Annotated in this window: 19 protein-coding genes; 12 read left to right on the plus strand and 7 right to left on the minus strand. The window is 50.6% G+C overall.

Features of this window, described 5'->3' with window-relative positions; translation table 11 throughout:
* Nucleotides 1-187 precede the first annotated feature (187 nt).
* On the minus strand, nt 188-1,747 hold the full coding sequence (locus tag FJM74_RS15410; RefSeq protein WP_187263525.1) for a protein adenylyltransferase SelO: 1,560 nt from the start codon (nt 1,745-1,747) through the stop codon (nt 188-190).
* Between the two features lie 134 nt (nt 1,748-1,881).
* Between FJM74_RS15410 and FJM74_RS15415 the strand changes: the two genes are divergently transcribed.
* Both FJM74_RS15415 and tcmP read left to right on the plus strand, forming a co-directional pair.
* Nucleotides 1,882-2,292, plus strand: a complete 411-nt coding sequence (locus tag FJM74_RS15415) for a hypothetical protein (protein ID WP_187263526.1) — start codon at nt 1,882-1,884, stop codon at nt 2,290-2,292.
* A gap of 52 nt (nt 2,293-2,344) precedes the next feature.
* A complete protein-coding gene (gene tcmP, locus FJM74_RS15420) occupies nt 2,345-3,469 on the plus strand; it encodes a three-Cys-motif partner protein TcmP (protein WP_187263527.1) in 1,125 nt (374 codons plus the stop codon).
* A 270-nt stretch (nt 3,470-3,739) separates the two neighbouring features.
* On the opposite strand, the gene FJM74_RS15425 is transcribed toward tcmP, so the two are convergent.
* Nucleotides 3,740-4,165: a hypothetical protein gene (locus FJM74_RS15425; RefSeq protein WP_187263528.1), complete on the minus strand. Its 426-nt coding sequence runs from the start codon at nt 4,163-4,165 to the stop codon at nt 3,740-3,742.
* 157 nt (nt 4,166-4,322) lie between these two features.
* Between FJM74_RS15425 and FJM74_RS15430 the strand changes: the two genes are divergently transcribed.
* Together FJM74_RS15430 and dacB are read left to right on the plus strand one after the other, a co-directional pair.
* Nucleotides 4,323-4,895 (plus strand): DUF1543 domain-containing protein, encoded by a 573-nt coding sequence (locus FJM74_RS15430; protein ID WP_187263529.1) that lies wholly within the window; start codon nt 4,323-4,325, stop codon nt 4,893-4,895.
* Between the two features lie 46 nt (nt 4,896-4,941).
* Nucleotides 4,942-6,339 (plus strand): D-alanyl-D-alanine carboxypeptidase/D-alanyl-D-alanine endopeptidase, encoded by a 1,398-nt coding sequence (dacB, locus tag FJM74_RS15435; protein WP_187263530.1) that lies wholly within the window; start codon nt 4,942-4,944, stop codon nt 6,337-6,339.
* Between the two features lie 104 nt (nt 6,340-6,443).
* On the opposite strand, the gene FJM74_RS15440 is transcribed toward dacB, so the two are convergent.
* Nucleotides 6,444-6,770, minus strand: a complete 327-nt coding sequence (locus FJM74_RS15440) for a hypothetical protein (RefSeq protein WP_187263531.1) — start codon at nt 6,768-6,770, stop codon at nt 6,444-6,446.
* Nucleotides 6,771-7,217: 447 nt separating this feature from the next.
* Between FJM74_RS15440 and FJM74_RS15445 the strand changes: the two genes are divergently transcribed.
* Nucleotides 7,218-8,195, plus strand: a complete 978-nt coding sequence (locus FJM74_RS15445) for a GlxA family transcriptional regulator (RefSeq protein ID WP_187263532.1) — start codon at nt 7,218-7,220, stop codon at nt 8,193-8,195.
* A 52-nt stretch (nt 8,196-8,247) separates the two neighbouring features.
* On the opposite strand, the gene FJM74_RS15450 is transcribed toward FJM74_RS15445, so the two are convergent.
* Entirely contained in the window at nt 8,248-8,670 is a 423-nt protein-coding gene (locus FJM74_RS15450; protein WP_187263533.1) for a hypothetical protein, read from the minus strand.
* A gap of 170 nt (nt 8,671-8,840) precedes the next feature.
* Nucleotides 8,841-9,563, minus strand: coding sequence for a DUF4397 domain-containing protein (locus tag FJM74_RS15455; RefSeq protein ID WP_187263534.1), 723 nt, complete (start codon nt 9,561-9,563; stop codon nt 8,841-8,843).
* A gap of 396 nt (nt 9,564-9,959) precedes the next feature.
* Here FJM74_RS15455 and FJM74_RS15460 point away from each other — a divergent pair, with 396 nt between their 5' ends.
* Together FJM74_RS15460 and FJM74_RS15465 are read left to right on the plus strand one after the other, a co-directional pair.
* Entirely contained in the window at nt 9,960-10,364 is a 405-nt protein-coding gene (locus FJM74_RS15460; protein ID WP_187263535.1) for a hypothetical protein, read from the plus strand.
* A gap of 567 nt (nt 10,365-10,931) precedes the next feature.
* Nucleotides 10,932-11,543: a hypothetical protein gene (locus FJM74_RS15465; protein ID WP_187263536.1), complete on the plus strand. Its 612-nt coding sequence runs from the start codon at nt 10,932-10,934 to the stop codon at nt 11,541-11,543.
* Between the two features lie 318 nt (nt 11,544-11,861).
* Here FJM74_RS15465 and FJM74_RS15470 read toward each other — a convergent pair whose 3' ends face one another.
* On the minus strand, nt 11,862-12,608 hold the full coding sequence (locus FJM74_RS15470; RefSeq protein ID WP_187263537.1) for an alpha/beta hydrolase: 747 nt from the start codon (nt 12,606-12,608) through the stop codon (nt 11,862-11,864).
* Between the two features lie 825 nt (nt 12,609-13,433).
* Between FJM74_RS15470 and FJM74_RS15475 the strand changes: the two genes are divergently transcribed.
* On the plus strand, nt 13,434-14,588 hold the full coding sequence (locus tag FJM74_RS15475) for a zinc-dependent alcohol dehydrogenase (protein WP_187263538.1): 1,155 nt from the start codon (nt 13,434-13,436) through the stop codon (nt 14,586-14,588).
* Nucleotides 14,589-14,600: 12 nt separating this feature from the next.
* Entirely contained in the window at nt 14,601-15,086 is a 486-nt protein-coding gene (locus tag FJM74_RS15480; protein ID WP_187263539.1) for a hypothetical protein, read from the plus strand.
* A gap of 164 nt (nt 15,087-15,250) precedes the next feature.
* Here FJM74_RS15480 and FJM74_RS15485 read toward each other — a convergent pair whose 3' ends face one another.
* Complete coding sequence (locus FJM74_RS15485) at nt 15,251-16,330, minus strand: porin family protein (RefSeq protein WP_187263540.1); 1,080 nt, start codon at nt 16,328-16,330, stop codon at nt 15,251-15,253.
* A gap of 491 nt (nt 16,331-16,821) precedes the next feature.
* Between FJM74_RS15485 and FJM74_RS15490 the strand changes: the two genes are divergently transcribed.
* The 3 genes from FJM74_RS15490 to FJM74_RS15500 all read left to right on the plus strand — a co-directional run bounded on the left by FJM74_RS15490 (nt 16,822) and on the right by FJM74_RS15500 (nt 19,682).
* Nucleotides 16,822-16,989 (plus strand): hypothetical protein, encoded by a 168-nt coding sequence (locus FJM74_RS15490; protein WP_187263541.1) that lies wholly within the window; start codon nt 16,822-16,824, stop codon nt 16,987-16,989.
* 330 nt (nt 16,990-17,319) lie between these two features.
* Complete coding sequence (locus FJM74_RS15495; protein WP_187263542.1) at nt 17,320-18,426, plus strand: efflux RND transporter periplasmic adaptor subunit; 1,107 nt, start codon at nt 17,320-17,322, stop codon at nt 18,424-18,426.
* The gene (locus FJM74_RS15500) at nt 18,423-19,682 is read left to right on the plus strand and encodes an ABC transporter permease (protein WP_187263543.1); all 1,260 of its coding nucleotides are present in this window, start codon (nt 18,423-18,425) and stop codon (nt 19,680-19,682) included. The genes FJM74_RS15495 and FJM74_RS15500 overlap by 4 nt, the downstream gene beginning before the upstream one ends.
* Nucleotide 19,683: the final 1 nt, after the last annotated feature.

Consider the following 19,683-nt stretch of genomic DNA (forward strand, 5'->3'; position numbering starts at 1 on the left):
ACGCTGATCCTCTAAAGGGAAGCAGCAGCAGAAAATACTACGGGAGGGCCTTTTTCATTAGAATAATTTATCAGAAGCAGCACATTCGGGTGATAGATGCAAAAGCCTCTCAACTAATGCTGAGAGGCTTTTGCGCTGCTATAGGGTTTGAATTTCGCATTGATGATTTTAAAGATGGCAGGTATGGTCAGGAACTGCACGACAGCATGGAACAGCCTGCCTTGCTGGTGGCCCAGTCGGGGCGTTTGGAAAAGAACGCGTCAGAGTTGCTCGAGTAGGGAGCCTTGATGGCTTCCTGAAGTTTCAGGAAGAGGGAGTTCTCGCCTTTTTCCAGTTCCTCGATGGCCTGCGAGAGCAGGTAGTTCCGGAGTATGAAGCGTGGGTTATGTTCACGCATGCGCCGTTGGGATTCCTCCCGCGTGCAGGTGTTCTGCTTTATCCGCTCGATATACTCCCGCAGTAAACCTGCCAGCGTAGTGCGCTGCGCCTTGGTAGGAGCGGTGTAATAGCTTTCGCTGAAATAGTCTACGAGTTCTTCGTCGGAGGTCAGGTCGAGTGGCAGGTCTATGAGCAGCTGGTAAAAAATGGTCATGTCCGGTTTCAGAGCGGCCAGTGTTTCATCGAATCTGGTGATTAAACCGATATCCGCCGTTTTTACCTGGTCCAGGCCGAGCTTGTTCTCCATCATCTTCAGGTATTTGGCGGAATAGATGTCGGCATAGGCTTCCAGTTCCTTTACAAGCTCCTCTGTTCCATTAAAAAGGGGCGCAATGGCACTGGCAAAGCAACCCAGGTTCCAGTAGGCCACAGAGGCCTGCTTGCCAAAGGCGTAGCGGCGGCCAGGCAGGTCGGTGGTGTTCGGAGTGAAGTTCAGGTCGTAGTCGTCTACAAACGAGTAGGGGCCGTAGTCGATGGTCAGGCCCAGCACAGACATGTTGTCGGTGTTCATGACGCCATGCACGAAGCCTACCCGCAGCCAGTCCACCATCAGGCTGGCGGTGCGGTCGCGCACTTCTTTAAACCATTCCATGTATCTATTTTCGCCCTGCAGGTGCGGGTAGTAGCGGTCTATGGTCCAGTCTACGAGCTGGCGGAGGTTGTCAGTTTCTCTTCTGGAGGCCAGCATCTCGTAGTTTCCGAAGCGCAGGAAGCTTGGGGCCACGCGCATCACGATCGCGCCGGGTTCATAGGCCGGATTGCCGTTGTAGAACATGTCGCGCAGTACCTGGTCGCCCGTCGTAACCAGGCTCAGGGCCCGGGTGGTGGGCACGCGCAGGTAGTGCATGGCCTCGCTCATCAGGTACTCGCGCACCGAAGACCGCAGCACGGCTCTGCCATCGGCGCGTCGGGAGTAGGGAGTCTGCCCGGCGCCTTTCAGCTGCAGCTCCCAGGACTTGCCTGTCGGGGCTTCCCACTCACCCAGTGTTATGGCACGGCCATCGCCTAACTGACCTGCCCAGTTGCCAAACTGGTGCCCGGCATAACAGGCCGCATAGGGTTGCATGGTAGGTGCTACATAGTTTCCGCCCAGGATGTCTACTTCCTGCTGATTTTCTGGTTTCTGAATGCCAAGTTCGTGTGCCAGCTCCTCCGACCAGGCCAGCAAGGTTGGTTTGGCTACCGGTGTAGGGTCGGCTCTGCTATACAAAACACCCGGCGTCTGGCGGGGTTTCAGGTCACCGGTGTCATCGCCGGGGAAGGTAGTTACAAATTCGTTTTTATATTGTTTTGAGCTGAGGCTCTCCATAAGTAAAAGTTTAAATTATCTGTTATAAGGCTGGTGCCAGTAACTTTAACAAAGTTCGGACAGGATTGGTTGACTTTTGCGGTTTCTTCCCCTGAAAAGCACCTGCCCGCAAAAGTACCGCTTTGGCAACAAAGATGGCAGAAGTTATTTTAGATTGCTGTTGGGGCTTCCCGGAACGGGGTAAGGATTTAGCTTGTGCCAGAAGGTGTCAGGTTTCAGCTATAAATACTAAATTTGCACGCCAGCAAATTACATCCTGTGCTCCACCATTCCTTTACCTGCCGTATTTGGACCAGGGCCGGTGGCGTCGAGTTTGGCTCAGGAGGGCCTTTTTCATTGAAATAATCCGTTTCCAAACCGGCAAAGCAGGTGTAGGGTTACATGTCGTACAGGCTGGTGCATGCTGGCTTATCTGGAGCAATTATTTAAATGAAAAAGGCCCTCCTGAGGCTTCCAAGGCTTTTGCTTCGGCCTTTCAGCTGCCTATATTTAGTGGCTTTAGAACGATGCAGCAGCAACGATTGGCGGTGGAACAGCAGTTCTGAACGAAGACGCCCCGGGCCATGCTGATCGCGCTTTTTAAAGAAAAAACAAAGAATGCCTACAGTAGATACGAACGATTTTTTTACGACGCAACGGAGCACGGTTGAGATCAAATCCGAATTGCTGAATGAATATTTCAGGGCCTGGTGCAGTGCTGTGCTGGCGGGGCAACGTTACCGCTCTGATCATGCGCTGGCCTTTATCGATTTATACGCCGGCGACGGCAGGCAGCTGGATGGCAAACCGGCCGCACCCATCAAAATCCTGAACAGCGTGTTCGGCTCCATCGATAAGTTTAAGCTCAATAAGATTGTCCGCACCTTCTTTAATGACGAGAAAAAGGGAGATGTCGCCAAACTGAAGCAGCAACTCGAGAGCCTGCCTTACTACGAGGAGCTGGTACACAAGCCTGTGATCCTGAACGAAGAAGCCAACTTCAGTTTCCTGGCCCGGCTGCTCGGCCACGATACGCCGACACTGCTTTACACCGACCCGTTCGGCTACGGTTTCTCGCAGCAGATGCTGCTGCAGTCAGTCAGGAGGTGGGGCATGGATGTGTTCATGCTGTTCAGCCCGGCCAAAATGCGCGCCGCGCTTCAGCACGCCGAACCCAACGACCTGCTGGCCGACCTGTTTGGAGCCGAGCGGATGGCCAGCATCAAAATGTTTTGGGAGCGCTACCAAGATGCCACAAGGCGCGAGGATTTTATCATGGACAGTTTTGAGGAAATTTTCAGGGAGAAGGAGTACAAAACCTTCCGCTTTAAGATTTGCCTGCCCAAGAAGAACCAGACCAGCCATTACCTTTTTTTCGCCTCCAAAACCGATGTGGCCTACATGAAGCTGAAGGAACTGATGCTGATGTACAGCGACTACCAGGAAGACGGCGTGCCGCTGTTCGGAGCAAACATAAAGCACCAGCTTTCGCTGTTCCAGGAGCAGTACCGCTACTCCGTCAAAAACCTGGTAACGGACCTTGCCGCCAAAGCCAGCTATTACCACAACCTGCCGATAGACAGCATCTACCGGCACCACAACATCGGTACGAACTACATCCGGGGCAATTACCAGGAGGCGTTTGAGGAACTAAAGAAAAGCGGGGTGGTAGAGGCCATTAACCCCGTGTCGCGGCAACCGATGCGGAAAGTTTCCTTCTCATCGATCATCAGCTACAGGTAAGGGTACAGGAGTGGTGCTTAGTTGTGAAATTATGTTAAGTAGCACATTCTCTCTAAATTCTAAGACCAACTAGATGAAGAGGGGAGAAGCCGGGACGCTTTAAGGCTTCGGAAGGCCATTTTGATTGGAATAATTGCTCCTGCGATAACCCGAACAGGCAGTCAGCCAATTATTTCAATGAAAATGGCCTTCCGGAGGTTAATTTTCCACTTCTGGGCTTTGCTAAAATATGCTGAGCTGCCTGTTTAAGCGCCTCCGTTGGAAGTCAGGTTACTTCCTTTTTCCTTTTTTGGCTGATTTGGCCTTGTGCCGCTCCGCTTTCAGTTGCTTGAACTCCTCGTTTGGCAGCGTTACCTCGTAGGTTAGTTCAGATAAAATGGACTGCTGCTCCACTTCGTCATACATCATCGTGATGGTCAGGAGTTTGGTCTCGTTCAGCACATAGTCATCGCCCCGTTTGTCGTACACCTGAAACTCATATTCGCCTTCTTCCAGCAAGTTGTTCTGGATGCGGGCCAGGCAGTCGCCGGAGATGACGAGAGGCGTGTCGGGCTCATCTTCAAAGTCGAAGGGCTGGAAATACTTGCCATCCTTTTTGTAGGTGACATAGCTTATCTTGTTGATGTACAGCTCGATCTCCTGGTTTTTACTGTCCCGTTTGTTTTTTATATCCAGGATATTGCCTTTTAATCTCATTTTTTTAGTTCTTTGACCGTTAAGAAAGCAGCCGCACACTGGCTGTCGCTCCGAATATCTTGAAACAGCCGATGGCTGCCTTTGCATGCAGGTTGCCCGCAAAGATAAGCAGTAAATCAGTTAAAACTTCAGGCCCGGTCATAAGGTTAACCTTACCATGACACACCCAAAACTTTTTATGCTCCTGCTTGGCTGCAGGCCTCTAGGTCGGAATACCGAGCAGCACGATGTTTTCTTCGGGATTGGCGCAACCGTAAAGGACCTGGTGCCGTCCCTGAAGTCTTTCTGGCCCGAAGCCAAAGCCAGCCTGCACGTAGATGCCTGGCGCGAAGTAACCATGGTAAACGGGTACCGCATTTCGGTGGTGCCCAGGACGGAGGCAGCGACCATAGCGCCAGAAGAGCAGGCCAAGCTGTTTTTCCTGAACCTGGGCGGCTACAAAGCCACAGAATTCGACGAGTTTCATTATAAGATGCTGGTGGTAGCCCGAACTAAAGCAGAAGCCATCAGGCAGGCCCGGCAAACAGCCTTCTACAAACACACGGGCTTTAAGGGTGCCCCTGCGCACGTAGACGACAAGTTTGGAGTGGACGTGGACGAACTCTACCAGGTGAAGGAGCTGCTGCCGGAGGAGACGAAGCGCCGCTACAGCCTCACGCTGTCGTCAACCACCGCAAGCAGTAGTGCCGATGAACTGCATCTGGGGTATTTTAAACTAAACAAACTGTAGAAGGCAGCGTGCTGCTAACAGACCAAACAGCTATTTTAATAAGCACATGAAGTTATCTTTCCTGAAAGCAGCTTTTACCTCGATTTTCATTCTGCTCTGCGTCAGGGGCTTTCCGCAGTCGGTACCCGAGAAACTTGCCGCTGCTTTCAAAACTTTTCAGGAAGATCCGCAACTACAGAACGGAATCGCCTCCCTGTATGTGCTCGATGCCGCCTCGGGGCAGGTGGTGTTCGAGCAAAACGGGAAACTGGGGTTAGTGCCAGCCTCCACGCTTAAAGTTATTACCAGTGCTACAGCCTATGACCTGCTCGGCAAAAATTTCAGGTACGAAACTACGTTTGCCATCCGCAAAGGGAAAGAAATACCCTCCTTACTTATTATGCCATCCGGCGACCCGACATTTGGCAGCTGGCGCTGGGCATCCACGAAAGAGGAAAAGGTGCTAGCCGGTTTGGCAGCAGCCTTGCAGCGAACAGGCATAAATTCTTTTGGGGAAGTAGTGGTGGCGAACGATGGCTGGAACGAAGAAACCATTCCCGATGGCTGGATCTGGCAGGATATCGGCAACTATTACGGGGCTGGCGCTACCAAACTGAACTGGCACGAAAACCAGTTCGATGTGGTGCTGCGGTCTGGCAATCAGGTCGGGGACCCGGTGGCCATTGTAAAGACTATTCCCGGGCTGCATGGCTATGCTTTGCAGTCGGAGCTGAGGGCTGCCGGGGCAGGTACAGGCGATAAGGCCTTTATTTACTTTCCGTTGGAGGCAGGCACGGCCACTATTCGAGGCACGATTCCGGTGAGCCAGCAAAACTTTAAAATTTCCGGAGCCCTGCCCGTTCCGTCACGCCAGTTTGTAGGCACCTTATCGGGTAGGCTGCAACTGCTTGGCGTGCATATTCCTGCCAGCCCAATCCTTCAACTAAATAAAAGTATGACGCCAGCCAATACCACTACACTGCATAAAGTGGTGTCTCCTCCGCTGGATAGTCTTATTTACTGGTTCAACAGAAGGAGCATAAACCTGTACGGAGAGGCCCTGGTGAAAACGATGGCCTATAAAACCACAGGCAGCGCTGCCACTGAAAGTGGGCTGGAACTGATCAGGCAACACTGGAAGCAACGTGGCATTCCGGAATCGGAACTGAACCTGGCCGATGGCTCCGGTTTATCGCCGCTCAACCGCATAACCGCCCATGCCCAGGTGCGGGTGCTGCAATATGCCCGCCAGCAGGCCTGGTACAAAGGGTTTTATGATTCGCTGCCCCTCCTGAACGGCCTGAAAATGAAGAGCGGCACCCTGCGCGATGCCAAGGGCTTCTGCGGCTACCACAGGAGCAAGGCTGGCAAGGAGTATATTTTTGCTTTCCTGGTAAACAACTACAACGGTTCGCCGGCAGCTATTACCCAGAAAATGTACAAAGTGCTGAATGAGCTGAAGTAAGTCGCTATCCTGCTCTATTAACACCACAAGCCGCACTCCTAAGGGCAGGAAGTGCGGCTTGTGATATAAATCTGATACCTTTTATGGTAAACGTGTAAGAAGTATCAGCCCTTCTCGTTGCCCAGGTTTTCATTGCTCTTATGGCCCTTCAGCGTGCTGGCATTGGGCTGGTCGTTGCGGAACTCTTTATCCGTGCTGTCGGCGCCACGGGTTGTAGTGGTGGAGTTGGCATTCGGACCCTTATCCGGGCTCTCTTTGCCTGCTTTGGCTCCGCCACTCGTGCCTTCTCTGCTGGGTTTGTTTTCGCCGCGCGTGTTGTCGGCACCACCTGCTACAGGTCCGGTCTGATCATGCGGTGGCCGTCCGCTTACGCCGCCGCTGCTGCTATCCTGCGATTTCAGTTCGTTGCTTTTATCTTTATTCTCTGCCATAATTTTTCTCCTTCTCTTTATTCAACAACAAAAGTGTATGTCCGGGTTAATCCCGGTTTGTATTTTACGAGTGAAGCCAAGCTTAGGGTTAGGAAAGGTATTTAACTTCTCAGCCTGCGCCATAGCCTTGATCTACGGGGAAGTTCGGACAAGGGTGCAGCATTAACAGGGGCAGAAGTCTCTGAAGGGCTATTTTGATTAGAATAATCGCTATCAAAACCAGCCAGTTAACTGGTTCTGTTTTTCTTTATGGTCATCTGGCAGTTCTACCCAACATGATGCAAAAAATAAGTTATGCAAATAGGAAGTCCGGTGGTGGAAGAGCAGCAAAAGCAGGGTTGATTGCGACAGGATTTCTGTTTACCTTGGAATAGCAAAACTGCCGGAGCAGGAAACCGGTCAGACAAACCTATAACGGCAGTTTGGCCAGACAAGCTATAGACAACTATGAAACATATATCCATTCTGGTGCCCAAAGGAGCCATTCTGGGCAGTGTGGAAGGGCCGCGCCAGGTGCTTTCGGAAGTAAACAAATTGTTGCTGAGTATGGGGAAGCTCGCGCTGTTCGAGGTGCAGCTGGTTGGCCTTACCAAAGAAGTATCAGTAGCGGGCGGCATCTACAAAGTGTTTACCGATGTGCGGGCGCAGGAGCTGCAGAAGACAGACCTGATCATAATTCCGGCCCTGGATGGCGACATGGTGCTGAACCTGGCGCATAACCAGGACTTTATTCCCTGGATCCTGAGGCAACATGCAGGTGGGGCAGAAGTGGCCAGCCTGTGTGTGGGCGCTTTTCTGCTGGCCTCCACTGGGCTGGTCACCGGCAGGCAATGTGCCACCCACTGGATGGCGGCCAACGATTTCAGAAGAATGTTTCCGGATGTGAACCTGGTGGAAGACAAGATCATTACCGATGAGCAGGGCATCTACTCCAGTGGCGGCGCTTTTTCTTACCTGAACCTGATCCTGTACCTGATCGAAAAATATGCCGGCCGGGATGTAGCTGTTTTTATGTCGAAAGCCTTTCAGATAGAGATGGAGCGGCGGAGCCAGTCGCCCTTCATGATTTTTAAGGGCCAGAAAGAGCACGAAGACGAGGCAATTAAGAAGGCCCAGGAATATATAGAGCAGAATTTCCAGGAAAAGATAACAGTCGATCAGCTGGCTTCTATGCTGGCGCTGAGCCGCCGTAACCTGGAGCGCCGCTTCAAAAAAGCCACCGCCAACTCTATTGTAGAATACATACAGCGCGTAAAAATAGAAGCTGCCAAAATGAGTCTCGAGACATCGCGCGAAAATGTGAACGAGGTCATGTACCACGTAGGCTACTCCGACCCCAAGGCTTTCAGGACTACCTTTAAGCGGATCACTGGATTATCGCCGGTGCAGTACCGCAGTAAATTTAACCTCGAGACGGTTATATAAGCAGGTAACGTGCAGGTAGGCTGTTCTGGCTGAATGGAGGAGACGGGTCGAGCTACTTATCCGCTTTGCTGGCTCCCTCCTTTAGCCAGCTGATGGCTTCCAGTTTGTCCGTAAAGTATTTTTTGGTGAGGCCCTGGGGAATTTCATCTTCAGTATTGGCAGGTATATAGTCCGGCTTCAGCACATGCGCGATCTCCTGCACGCCCAGCCGCCGCACTTCCAAATCCCAATCCGACGCAGTAAGGCCTGCCAGTACCTGCGTGGGGGCGCTGAAAAATTCCTGCACATCATTCAGAATAAAGAAGCATTGGTTTTCCTGTACCATCTCCAGCACGCAGTCTTTTACTTCTTTTATGCTTTCCTCTGAGGCGGTCCCCGACCAGGTTAATACCAGTAAATTGCCATCCTGAAGATACCGGATGGCACAATAGGTGCGATCCAGGCTGTTTTTAAAGTATCTGAATTTAAAGTCCATTCGATTCAATTTTAGTATTGACATAAGTTAACAAAAATTATTGCCATATAGTTGTCTGCCAAATTTAAATCTCTGAAAAGGGGATGCCGTTTTGGGTTCAAGCTGCTGCAAATTTTCACATAAAAAAAGGCCTCTGTACTTCAGAGGCCTTTTTTTATGGAATGGGAAGTTTAATAATTGAGGATCAGTTGTGCATCCAGTGCATAGGTGTTTCCGGCTGGCGCAGCCGCCAGGCCCCTGATAATAAGGGTATAAGCCCTGCCGGAAACCAGGTTAATGCTGGGGTTAGGAAGAAGCACTTCTTCGGTGCCAGCTCCCCTGATCTGCAGCGTATGCGAGCCGGCAGCCATTTCCTTATATTCGGTAATGCCCTTAAAACCGAGGCTCGCCGTAATGGCAGTGCTGTTGTTGCCGGTGGTGCTGATCTCCACGGCGGGAGCATCAGGAGACAGGTTGATAACCCGAAGTACTGCCTTGCCGGTAACAGGGGCATGGATGCTGTCTTTCAGGGCTACCAGGCTAATGTTTGGTTGCACCCCGGCAATAAACAAAGAATACGCTTTGTTCTCCTTAAAATCGAAGGTGGTGTCTATTACCGCATTGATGGAGTTGATGGGGTTAACCTTAAACTTGCGGGGCCCTGTTCTGAGCTGCAGGTATTCGGAGAAATCGGTGTATTTGATGCCCCTGTTGTTTATGCGGCTTTCGTCCAGCAGGTAGTCAAACTCCTGGGCTGCGGGAGATCCGTTATAAAACGACACGAAGGATACAGGAATGGGTTCTGGGGTTTCCCGCTCGTCGTCCTTGCATCCGCTGAGGAAAAGAGAAACTAAAAGGCTGCTAAAGATCAGGGCGCTTCTGCTGAAGACTGTCTTTTTAAAAGGGTTTTGCATGGTTAAAATTAGTAGGTACGTGTAAATTAAATATTTCAGCTTCGGGCAATGCCCCAGATTCAGATGGGGCCGCTTGTACAAACATGACCCCGTAAGCCTGGTAATGGTTGCATCGGGTAAAATAATTTGGTTTGCAACAAAGGTACAGGTCCGAAGCTAATTTCTAACACTTACACAGCAACCGCTGGTTCATAGAGCAGCGGCAGCAGAAGAAATAATTCCTGAAGAAGGGCTTTTTGATTAGAATAATTCTGAGTACCCGTGCTATGATCTAATAACCGAGGTTCGTTTGCTAACAAAATGTGTAAATGTCATAAAACCAGTTGTTTGCAGCATGTTTGCGTATACTAAGTAGGTTCGTCTTACTTCTAAGGCCTTACCTTAACCAACACCATTATGAAAGTCAGAATAATTTTAACGCCACTTTTGTTAGGAGCATTCCTGGTTCTAACAAACAATACCTATGCCCAGGCTATCGACTCCACGCAGACAACAAAGGCGGCTCAAAAAGAGGTTAACAGGCAAAATAAAGAACGATTAAATGAGGCAAACACCTTGAAACATGACACCCGGCAATCTGCAATGGAGGCTAAAAAATCGTCTAAAATCGCGAAAGAAAATGAAAGAGAAGCGAAAGCCAGAGCAAGTGAGGCCAGACAGGCAGACAGAGATGCAGAAGATGCGGCCAAGCAGGCAAAAAAAGCCCTAAGACAAGAAAAGAAAGCACAAAAATCCCGTGAGAAAGCCACCAGGCAAACCAACAAGGCCTCCCGGGCCAATGAGAAATCTCACAACAATTAACCTCTACGCTCCAGTTACAGGTAAGCCGACCTCAGGCCTCTGTTGTGGCTTAGGCTCTTCAGGGAAGCTGTAATTTGTTCTCTCAGCCAGTAGCAACATTAACCTTAAACCTGGTAATAAAGTTTTATCCCCGCCTTTGGCAAGCACCTCCCGGTCTTTGCTGAAGGCGGGCTTTTTAATGATGGCGGAAAATAAATAATGCTTCTTTTTCGAAAGTTTCTCAGCCGTGGATTAGGAAAAACCTACTATACCGTAAATGCCAGATAAATAGGCTGATATCTTTAATAATATAAAGAAAAGTATTTTAATATGGTAGAAAATTTGTAAATTTATAGTCAATAAGTGCTATTTAAGCCTTAAAGTGATTCTGCTTCCTACTATCTCAGAAAAGCCTCACTCTGTTTCTGAAAACCAGTGCTGCCCTGTATTTTTCGAGGAAAAAGATAGGCCTGCTGGTTCAACTCTCCTCCCCGGGTACTGTCTCTTCTTGCCACAAGCTTGCGGTACAGAGAGCTACGTGTTGCATGTTATGTGAAACTCATCATCCTTCATTTACACCTTAAAGCTATGATTAAAGTTAATAGCAGATTAAAACCCATTTTCGCTATCGTACTGTTGCTGGTTGCTTTCCTTTTTAGTGGCTGCGAAACCGACAGTCCGGAAGCTCCTGCTCCACTTACTGCAGCAGTACAAGCTGACAAGAAAGGCGTTGGGCCAAAACGACCAGTCTCGGCCTATCACAACAAAACGCTGGCTAAGATCCGCCAGGCTACGGCGCAGTACCATGATGTAGCAACGGCTATGGCCCATGGCTACGCCCAGTCTGGTGAGTGCGTGTATAGTCCGATGGGTGGCATGGGTTATCATTATGTGAACTTCATGCTGGTAAACGATGTGGTGGACCCGTCGAAACCGGAGGCGCTCCTGTATGAACCTCAGAAAAATGGAAAGTTAAAGTTAATCGGGGTTGAATTTATTGTGGACGCTGTAGCCTGGGATGCGACACATGCTGGTTCGCCTATGCTGGGCGACCAGGTATTTGACGACCACAGAGCGCCGGGTTCGCCTGGCCCTCCGTTGCCCCACTACCAGCTCCACGCCTGGGTATGGAAAAACAATCCGACCGGTATGCATCAGCCCTTTAACCCGACCGTGAGCTGCGCCTATGCAGTGGAGTAGGGGAACGGTGCCTATACATCCTGACAAGTGCGCTGCCAGCGCCGGCATGTACCGAGCAGGCCGCTTATCACGTCAAAGCCAGCTTGGCCCGGGCCTGGCTGGCTTTGTTTTGTGGAAGGGTGGCCAGGGCACGATTTGCCATTCCCGTATTTTGCAGGTAAGCCCCGGGAGAGAAATGCCAGCAGTCACCAATAATCTCATGTCCTGACCGGGGGTGACCGACAAAGTGCCCAAAGTCTTCATCAACTTCCTTATTGGCCCGGGGAGCAATTATTCCAATGAAAAAGGCCCTCCAGAGCATTATCCTGCTGCTTCAGGTTAGGGCGAAGCCAGCACCTGCGCCAGCTCTTCCTTATACCGGGGGTTGTCGTTCATGCCATTGTGGCCTTGCCCCTCGAGCAGAATAATTTTGTCTTTCGGCTTCAGGTGTTCTTGCAGCTTTTCGGAGGAGCCGTAGTAGATGACCTCATCCTGCCGGCCATGAAAAATCGCGATGGGAGCCCTGGTCTTCTCCACAAACCGGAACGTCTCAAATTTATATTTCAGCAGAAAGCCAGGCACGAAGGGGTAAAGTTTTCGCATTAGGTCTGCCAGGCTGTAGTAGGGGGCCTGCAGAATCAACTGCCCGGGGCTGTTTGCCGCTGCCAGCATGGCTGCCGGTCCTGTGCCGATAGAGTAGCCTGCAATAATCATCTGGTCTTCGGCATAACTCTGTAGCATGTGCTTGTAGGCGGCCTGCACATCTTCGTACAGCTGCTTTTCGCGGCTGATGTTCCCTTCGCTTTTGCCGTAGCCCCGGTAGTCCAGGATATAAAGGTCGTAGCCTAGGTCGGTGTAGGTTGCGGCTATCTCTCCCCACGAATCGACAGAGCCGGCGTTGCCATGCAGGTAAAACACGAGTCCCTTGGGTGCCGCTACTGTAAAGAGCAACCCGTGCAGGTTTACGCCATCCTTTGCGGGCACCACCACTTCCTGAAACTCCTGGCCGAAGGCAAAGCTGTAATGCTGCGGCAGCCGCTGCGGAAAGAAGATCATGCGCTCCTGCTGAAAGTATAATACGCTCATTGCCAATACATAAAATAGTAGGAGGACCAAAAACGCTTTAACAAGAAACATACTGTGTCATTTTTTTGGAATTGCACTTCCTTGTGTATACGTGCTGACCAGGACAAGGCTTGGTGAGGCCATTAACCGATCCGGGCAGGGTACGCTGGAAATTATTCTAACCCAAGTTGTGCGGTAGAGAGCCTTTCTGACTTTGTCCCTTTGTCCTCCTGAAAGGATCTTGTGGGCAAAAACCATCAGCAATGGCCACTGGCCTGGGGTTAAGTTAGCATAGCCACTTGTTAAGACTGGATGGCAAAAGCAGCTTGTTTCATGGCCCGTGTCTTCGTTCTTTTTGTCTTGATACAAAAAGAACCAAAAAAATCAAGACGATTTTGCTTGTCGGGGGCCCCTTCCCCCACTCGCTGAACGCTCAAACAAAAAATCGTCACTCTTTGCACCTGGCAACTGTATCTGACTCGTAGTTACCCGCCGCACCACATTATTTAGGGCTGCTACCGCACAACTTGGATTATTCAAATCAAAAAGGCCCTCCGAGGCTGCTGCTGTCCAGTCGGCAGATACACCTGGAAAAGTTCTTTTAGCCCTGGCTTTAGCTAGCGAATCGTAGTTAGGCAACAAGCCCTGGGTAAGAGAATTCCGGAGATTTACTACTATAAATAACTGGTGTAAATACGTAAATCAGGAGGAGGCAATAATTTGCTGAAACCTTGATTTTGCAGATTAGTATTTTATTAGAGCCTGCCTGAACCCAGAAGCTGGCAGGCTAATGCAGGTGTTTGCCTGGTTGCAATATTTACTATTAACCACGAGAGGATTAAACTTATGCTAGCAATGAACTACCGTGGGCCACTACGGGTCCGGATTGACCAGAAGCCCATGCCTGAAATATTGCATCCGGAAGATGCCATTGTGCGGGTTACAAGGTCCTGTATCTGCGGGTCTGACCTGCACTTATATAATGGCTCAGTGCCAGACACCCGTGTGGGCACAACCTTCGGGCATGAGTTTATTGGCATAGTGGAAGAAGTTGGTTCCGATGTGCAGAAGCTGAAGGTAGGCGACCATGTGATGGTGCCCTTCAACATCGCCTGCGGCAGGTGCGCCTTCTGTAAGCAGGAGCTCTATGGCAATTGCCACGAGTCTAACCCGCAGGCCACAGCGGTTGGCGGCATATTCGGGTATTCGCATACGGCAGGCGGCTACCATGGGGGCCAGGCCGAATATGTGCGGGTGCCTTACGCCGATGTGGGCCCCACCGTTATTCCGGAAGGCATGGACCCTGACGACGCCGTTCTGTTGACAGATGTGGTGCCCACAGGCTACCAGGCGGCCGAGATGGGAGGCATACAAAAAGGCGATACCGTGGTGGTGTTTGGGGCAGGCCCTGTTGGTATTATGGCTGCCAGGTGTGCCTGGTTGTTTGGGGCAGGCCGCGTTATCGTGTTTGATGAGGTGGAGTACCGGCTGGAGTTTGTGAAGAACTACGCACAGTGCGAAGCCTACAACTTCAGGGAAATAGACGATGTGGTGGTGTTTGTAAAGAAAACCACCGACTGGATGGGAGCCGATGTGTGCATAGACGCCGTAGGAGCGGAAGCGACCGGCAACGCGATGCAGACCATTACAGGCCGGAAAATGCTGCTGCAGGCTGGCTCGGCCACAGCGCTACACTGGGCTATCAACTCGGTTAAGAAAGGCGGTATTGTGTCGGTAGTAGGGGTGTATGGGCCTACCGATAACCTGGTGCCAATTGGCAATGTCGTGAACAAGGGCATTACCATAAGAGCCAACCAGGCCTCCGTAAAGCGGCTGCTGCCCAGGCTGATCGATCATGTGCAGAATGGCATCCTGAACCCAAAAGCCCTGATCACGCACCACATCCCACTGGAAGATGTGTCGGATGCCTACCGGATTTTTTCAGAGAAGCTGGATAATTGTATCAAGCCAGTTCTTATACCACCATCAGCCAGAATGTAAAAAAAGAAGACTATGGAAAACACGCCAATAGACTATAAACTTATTAATGGGTGGGGCATAGATGCTGATCCCAAAAATGACCCCACCTACCCTATGAAGCACCGCACCAACGAGGAGCATAAGGGTTATAACTGGAAACGGCCACCGCTACAACCTGTAAACCAGGAAGTACTGCACTCCATCGAACGGCCAAACGTAACAGCCGTGTTCGGAACCTCGGTGCCGCTGTCAGGGCTGAGCGGCATGATCAGGCGCTACGCTTACCAGTTCAGCGAGAACAGCTATGCCCATTGGCTGCCCTTGCTGCTGGCCGATCGGGTAAATATGGTAGAAGGCATAGTAGAGGATTTTATGCACGGCAAAGTACCGAACCTGCTGGCCGAGAAAGGGTATAATGCCGAATGGAAACACAACCGGACGGCACTTCTCCAGAAAGTGGCCGTTGGAGCTGCTTTAACAACCGTAGCAGTGCTTTATCTATTCCGGAAAAAAGATTGAGCAGGGGTTAGCAACAAGCGTCTACAAACAGGGAAGGGCAGGAGGCTGATCAGCTTTCTGCCCTTCCCTGTTTGTAGACGCTTTTCCTTAGTTGGAGTTTTATGTTAAATATTGCTTTGTGCCAGGTTCTTTCCCGCCATTTGGCAGGGCATCCATGCTAAGCTTTACTTCATAAATCTTAACCCAACCGATACGTCGATGCGTGCCAGGCCTTCTCTGTTATCTTTGTCGAGGGTAACGGTGGTGGTGGAGAAGCCTTTCTGTACCTGAATTTTAGATAAAGTGCCCGCCAGAAGCGACAGTTGCAGCCCCAGGGCCATGTTATCCGTCAGTGCCATGTCGTAGCCCACATCCCAGCTTAAACCGAGGGTGCCGCCCGTGATCTTCAGATTTTCGTTTGCGATGGTGTTGTTGTTGCGGTAGCCCATGTAGCCTAGTCCCGCCCCGAAATGTATGGTATTCTTTCTGGTGATATCGAGGGAGCGGGTATTAAAAGTAGGACCAATAAAATTAATGGAAATAGCGTCGCTCATTTTTCCCCGCATCCTGCCTCCGCCCGACGATTGCCCGTAAATTTCTGCCTCGTTTGAGGCTTTGTAGGTGCTGTATTTCAGTCCAAAACCCATTTGCTCCGAGAAGTAATAAGTGGCGTCGGCACCCAGGTGGTATCCCTGTTTCAGGTCTTTTATATACTGTTTATAATCAGGCGATACATTGTCGGTCACCTTGGCTATGCGCGTGCTCCAGCCGCCGTTTATGCCGAGCCTCACTTTAGGAGAGGGCGTTTCGGCAGGCAACTCCGGCGAACCTGCCGCCGCCTGGGCATACGTTCTGCCCAGGTCAACATACGGGTCGTTTTCGGCAGCGAATGGTGCGTTTTGTGTGGGTTCTGCCCCGGAAACCTTTAAGATGTTTACCGTAATCCTGTGGCAGGTGCTCGCCAGGTTTGGCTTTTGGTGGTCGATGATCTTAATGCTGTTGCCGCCTACTTTTCGGGCCTCCGATTTTGCCTTGGCAATCACGGCGCCCCAGCTGCAGTCGGTCGTGAAGCCACTGTCACCGATGCGCACCATCCCGATTACCTCGGCATGCGGCGGCACCTGTTCCTGCAAACTGATAAGGCTAACTTCCTCTCCGGGTGCAAGGGGAGCTTGTGGAGAAGCGGTGAGCAAAGTGGAGACACTTGGGGCGCACGATCCGAGGACAAGCGGCAGCGCCAGGAAAAGGAGTAAAGTTCTCTTCATATAAAAAAGCGAATAAATGATGGGCTTACCACCCGATTTTGAAAATATAGCATGGTTAAAGTGGAGCATCCTGATCCTTGTGAGCCACAAAAGATGCAAACTTATTTCTGATAAATATTGCTTACAACCAGAAGGAGGCACTCTGTTTCCGATGTTTAAAGTCTTTCAGAGAAAAATCTCAAACGTGAAATTTAAAAGCGGCTTCCCTGCTGATTTGATTCATTTGATTTGATTCAAAAGTCGCCCTCCGTGAGATGGCAGATAATGAGATACAGATAGCTTTAGTCACGCATACAGCATAAAAGCAGCAATAGAAGCTGGCGGACCAGGCCTGTGTGCCAACAGAAATCCGGAGATTAATCAGGCATTTTCCCACAAATTATATAGAGCATCGTAGTGGTATAGCGTATGTTATAATCAAAAAGCAAGTGGCTCGCCGTGATGAAAGGAGAGGAACCGGTATTGCTCTTAATTCCAGTTAAAACTAGGCTATGGAAAATTATAAAACAAATAATCCAACAAAATTAATTGCAGGCATATCTTCTAATTGTCCTTTTAATTATTTCAATAAAAATGCCCCTCCGGAGCTTATTTTACTCCTGCGCCTGCTGTTAAAGCGTTTTCCTAATTTGGAGACCTTAAAAAGAGGACGTAAGTAAATGGAGGGCAAGAGCAGCATTAAGTGAACAAATTATTCTTTGCTACAAATTAGCGGAAAATCCGGCGGCCTTTGCACCAGCAGCAGAACCTCCTGAGGGCCGATTTCATTCAAATAATTGAATTTACCAAACGCAGCGGACCTGCCGCATCAGGCCACTCATAGGTTTCTTTCTTAGCTGGCACAGGACCAACCAGCCTGAATTGCTGACTTTTATCATCTGTTTTTTGATGCATGGATAAGCCAAATGTGTTACATTTGGTTTGGTGACAGAGCAGAGCACAAGGCCTAAACCCGCCTGCCGGCATCATCTGAACAAAAAGAGCGGCCAATGAAACTCCCCGGTTTTAACAGATTCTTTTTCCTATGCCAGCTGTTGCTCCTCTGGCAATTAGTGACTTCGTGCAAAGACAAGCAGGAATCGACACAACCCACGGTAGAGGCTATCTCAGAATCGGTGTACGCTTCGGGTATCGTGAAGAGTAAGAATCAGTACCAGCTGTTCCCGACAGTGAGCGGCATCATACAACAGGTGCTGGTAACCGAAGGCGACGTGGTGCAGCAGGGGGCTCCGCTGCTCGAAATAGATAGCAAAGCCGCCCAACTCAGTACCGAAAATGCCAGGCTGGCAGCCGAGTATGCCCGGGTTGGTGCCAATGCCGAAAAGCTGAACGAGCTGCAGGCCGCCATAGACCTTGCCCGGAGCAAAATGCACAACGACTCGCTGCTGCTCGTGCGCCAGCGTAACCTGTGGGCCAGCCAGATCGGCACCCGCGTGGAACTGGAGCAGCGCGAACTCGCTTTTCAGAATGCTGTCACGGCCTACCGGTCGGCCATACTCCGGTACAACGACCTGAAAAAGCAGCTGGATTTCGCGGCCAGGCAATCGCAGAAAAACCTGCAGATCAGCCAGACCATGACTGACGACTACACCATCAAAAGCGAAACAAATGGCAAAGTCTACAGCATCCTGAAAGAGAAAGGGGAGATGGTGAGTCCGCAGAGCCCGGTGGCTGTGATCGGCGATGCAGACGAGTTTGTGCTGGAACTGCAGGTAGACGAGTACGATATTGCCCGCATTAAGCCAGGGCAGCGGGTGCTACTGAACCTTGACAGTTACAAAGGGCAGGTATTTGAGGCGGAGGTGTACAAAATTAACCCGGCCATGAACGAAAGAACCAGGTCCTTTACCGTAGAAGCCAGTTTTACCACCACACCACCCTCTCTTTACCCTAACCTCACAACGGAGGCCAACATCATCATTCAAACCAAAAAAGACGCCCTTACCATTCCGCGCGAGTACCTGATAGATGGCTCTTTTGTGCAGACCGAGAACGAGGAGCGGCTAAAGGTGAGCACAGGCCTCAAGGATTACCAGAAAGTAGAGATCCTGGACGGACTAACGGAAGAGGATATAATTCTAAAACCTGCGCGATGAACAGCAAACTGATCTTCGGGATTGCGAAGTCGCTGCTGCTGGCCAGGTGGCGGCAAACGCTGGTAGCAGCCGTGGGCGTTACTTTCAGCATCGCCATGTTCATAACCCTGCTCAGCTTTATGAACGGGCTCAACGACCTGCTCGATGGCCTTATCCTGAACCGGACACCGCATGTGCGCCTCTACAACGAAATTAAACCCACCCTCGATCAGCCGGTAAATGTATCGGCAGAGTTCAACGATTCCTATAATTTTATTCAGTCGGTAAAGTCGGGCATTTCACGGCAGGAGATCTACAACAGCGGCCCTATTATGGAGGCTGTAAAGGCCGATGCACGTGTGTTAGGCGCCGCTCCAAAACTTACGGCGCAGGTGTTCTTTAACGAAGGCACCATCGACATAACAGGCGTTATAAATGGCGTAGATGTGGAGGAGGAGAACAGGCTGTTCAACTTTCAGGATTATGTAACTGCTGGCACCGCCCTGGATGCCAAAAACGTGGCCAACAGCATTATTCTGGGCAAAGGCCTGGCCGACATACTGGTGGCTGACATCGGGGATGTGGTGCAGGTAACCACGGTGCAGGGCGAGCGTTTTCCGCTCAAGGTAGTCGGGTATTTTCAGTCAGGAATACAGGAGATAGACAAAGTGCAGAGCTATGCCTCTATCGGCACCACGCAAAAGCTGCTCGGCAAGCCCAACAACTACATAACCGATATTCAGGTAAAGCTCCACGACCTGGCCATGGCTCCTGCCGTTGCCAAAGAATTCAGGCAGGTTTTTAACGTAGATGCCGAAGATATCCAAACGGCCAACTCTCAGTTCGAGACGGGCAGCAGTGTCCGGTCGCTTATTTCTTATTCCGTTGGCATTACGTTGCTTATTGTGGCAGGCTTTGGTATTTTCAATATCCTGAACATGATGATCTATGAGAAAATGGACTCGATTGCCATATTAAAAGCGACGGGTTTCTCGGGGAGAGATGTGAACCGTGTGTTCCTGGTAATTGCGTTGAGCATCGGTTTTTTCGGGGGTATGGTGGGCCTGCTGGCCGGCTTCGGCTTTTCGGTCATCATCGACAATATTCCCTTCAACACGGCGGCACTGCCCACCATCACCACGTACCCGGTCAACTACAGTCTGGTATTTTATGTTATCGGGGGCATTTTCTCGCTTATCACCACGTACCTGGCAGGGTTTTTCCCGGCGCGCAAAGCCAGCAAGGTAGATCCGGTAGAAATAATCAGAGGCAAGTAAT

Origin of the sequence: Pontibacter beigongshangensis (assembly GCF_014332515.1) — a bacterium.
In the GTDB taxonomy this organism is placed as follows: domain Bacteria; phylum Bacteroidota; class Bacteroidia; order Cytophagales; family Hymenobacteraceae; genus Pontibacter; species Pontibacter beigongshangensis.

Bases quoted from the DNA above. Each gene is read 5' to 3' on its own strand.
- FJM74_RS15410 (WP_187263525.1), bottom strand. From the start codon at position 1,747: ATGGAGAGCCTCAGCTCAAAACAATATAAAAACGAATTTGTAACTACC.
- FJM74_RS15415 (WP_187263526.1), top strand. From the start codon at position 1,882: ATGGCAGAAGTTATTTTAGATTGCTGTTGGGGCTTCCCGGAACGGGGT.
- tcmP (WP_187263527.1), top strand. From the start codon at position 2,345: ATGCCTACAGTAGATACGAACGATTTTTTTACGACGCAACGGAGCACG.
- FJM74_RS15425 (WP_187263528.1), bottom strand. From the start codon at position 4,165: ATGAGATTAAAAGGCAATATCCTGGATATAAAAAACAAACGGGACAGT.
- FJM74_RS15430 (WP_187263529.1), top strand. From the start codon at position 4,323: ATGACACACCCAAAACTTTTTATGCTCCTGCTTGGCTGCAGGCCTCTA.
- dacB (WP_187263530.1), top strand. From the start codon at position 4,942: ATGAAGTTATCTTTCCTGAAAGCAGCTTTTACCTCGATTTTCATTCTG.
- FJM74_RS15440 (WP_187263531.1), bottom strand. From the start codon at position 6,770: ATGGCAGAGAATAAAGATAAAAGCAACGAACTGAAATCGCAGGATAGC.
- FJM74_RS15445 (WP_187263532.1), top strand. From the start codon at position 7,218: ATGAAACATATATCCATTCTGGTGCCCAAAGGAGCCATTCTGGGCAGT.
- FJM74_RS15450 (WP_187263533.1), bottom strand. From the start codon at position 8,670: ATGGACTTTAAATTCAGATACTTTAAAAACAGCCTGGATCGCACCTAT.
- FJM74_RS15455 (WP_187263534.1), bottom strand. From the start codon at position 9,563: ATGCAAAACCCTTTTAAAAAGACAGTCTTCAGCAGAAGCGCCCTGATC.
- FJM74_RS15460 (WP_187263535.1), top strand. From the start codon at position 9,960: ATGAAAGTCAGAATAATTTTAACGCCACTTTTGTTAGGAGCATTCCTG.
- FJM74_RS15465 (WP_187263536.1), top strand. From the start codon at position 10,932: ATGATTAAAGTTAATAGCAGATTAAAACCCATTTTCGCTATCGTACTG.
- FJM74_RS15470 (WP_187263537.1), bottom strand. From the start codon at position 12,608: ATGAGCGTATTATACTTTCAGCAGGAGCGCATGATCTTCTTTCCGCAG.
- FJM74_RS15475 (WP_187263538.1), top strand. From the start codon at position 13,434: ATGCTAGCAATGAACTACCGTGGGCCACTACGGGTCCGGATTGACCAG.
- FJM74_RS15480 (WP_187263539.1), top strand. From the start codon at position 14,601: ATGGAAAACACGCCAATAGACTATAAACTTATTAATGGGTGGGGCATA.
- FJM74_RS15485 (WP_187263540.1), bottom strand. From the start codon at position 16,330: ATGAAGAGAACTTTACTCCTTTTCCTGGCGCTGCCGCTTGTCCTCGGA.
- FJM74_RS15490 (WP_187263541.1), top strand. From the start codon at position 16,822: ATGGAAAATTATAAAACAAATAATCCAACAAAATTAATTGCAGGCATA.
- FJM74_RS15495 (WP_187263542.1), top strand. From the start codon at position 17,320: ATGAAACTCCCCGGTTTTAACAGATTCTTTTTCCTATGCCAGCTGTTG.
- FJM74_RS15500 (WP_187263543.1), top strand. From the start codon at position 18,423: ATGAACAGCAAACTGATCTTCGGGATTGCGAAGTCGCTGCTGCTGGCC.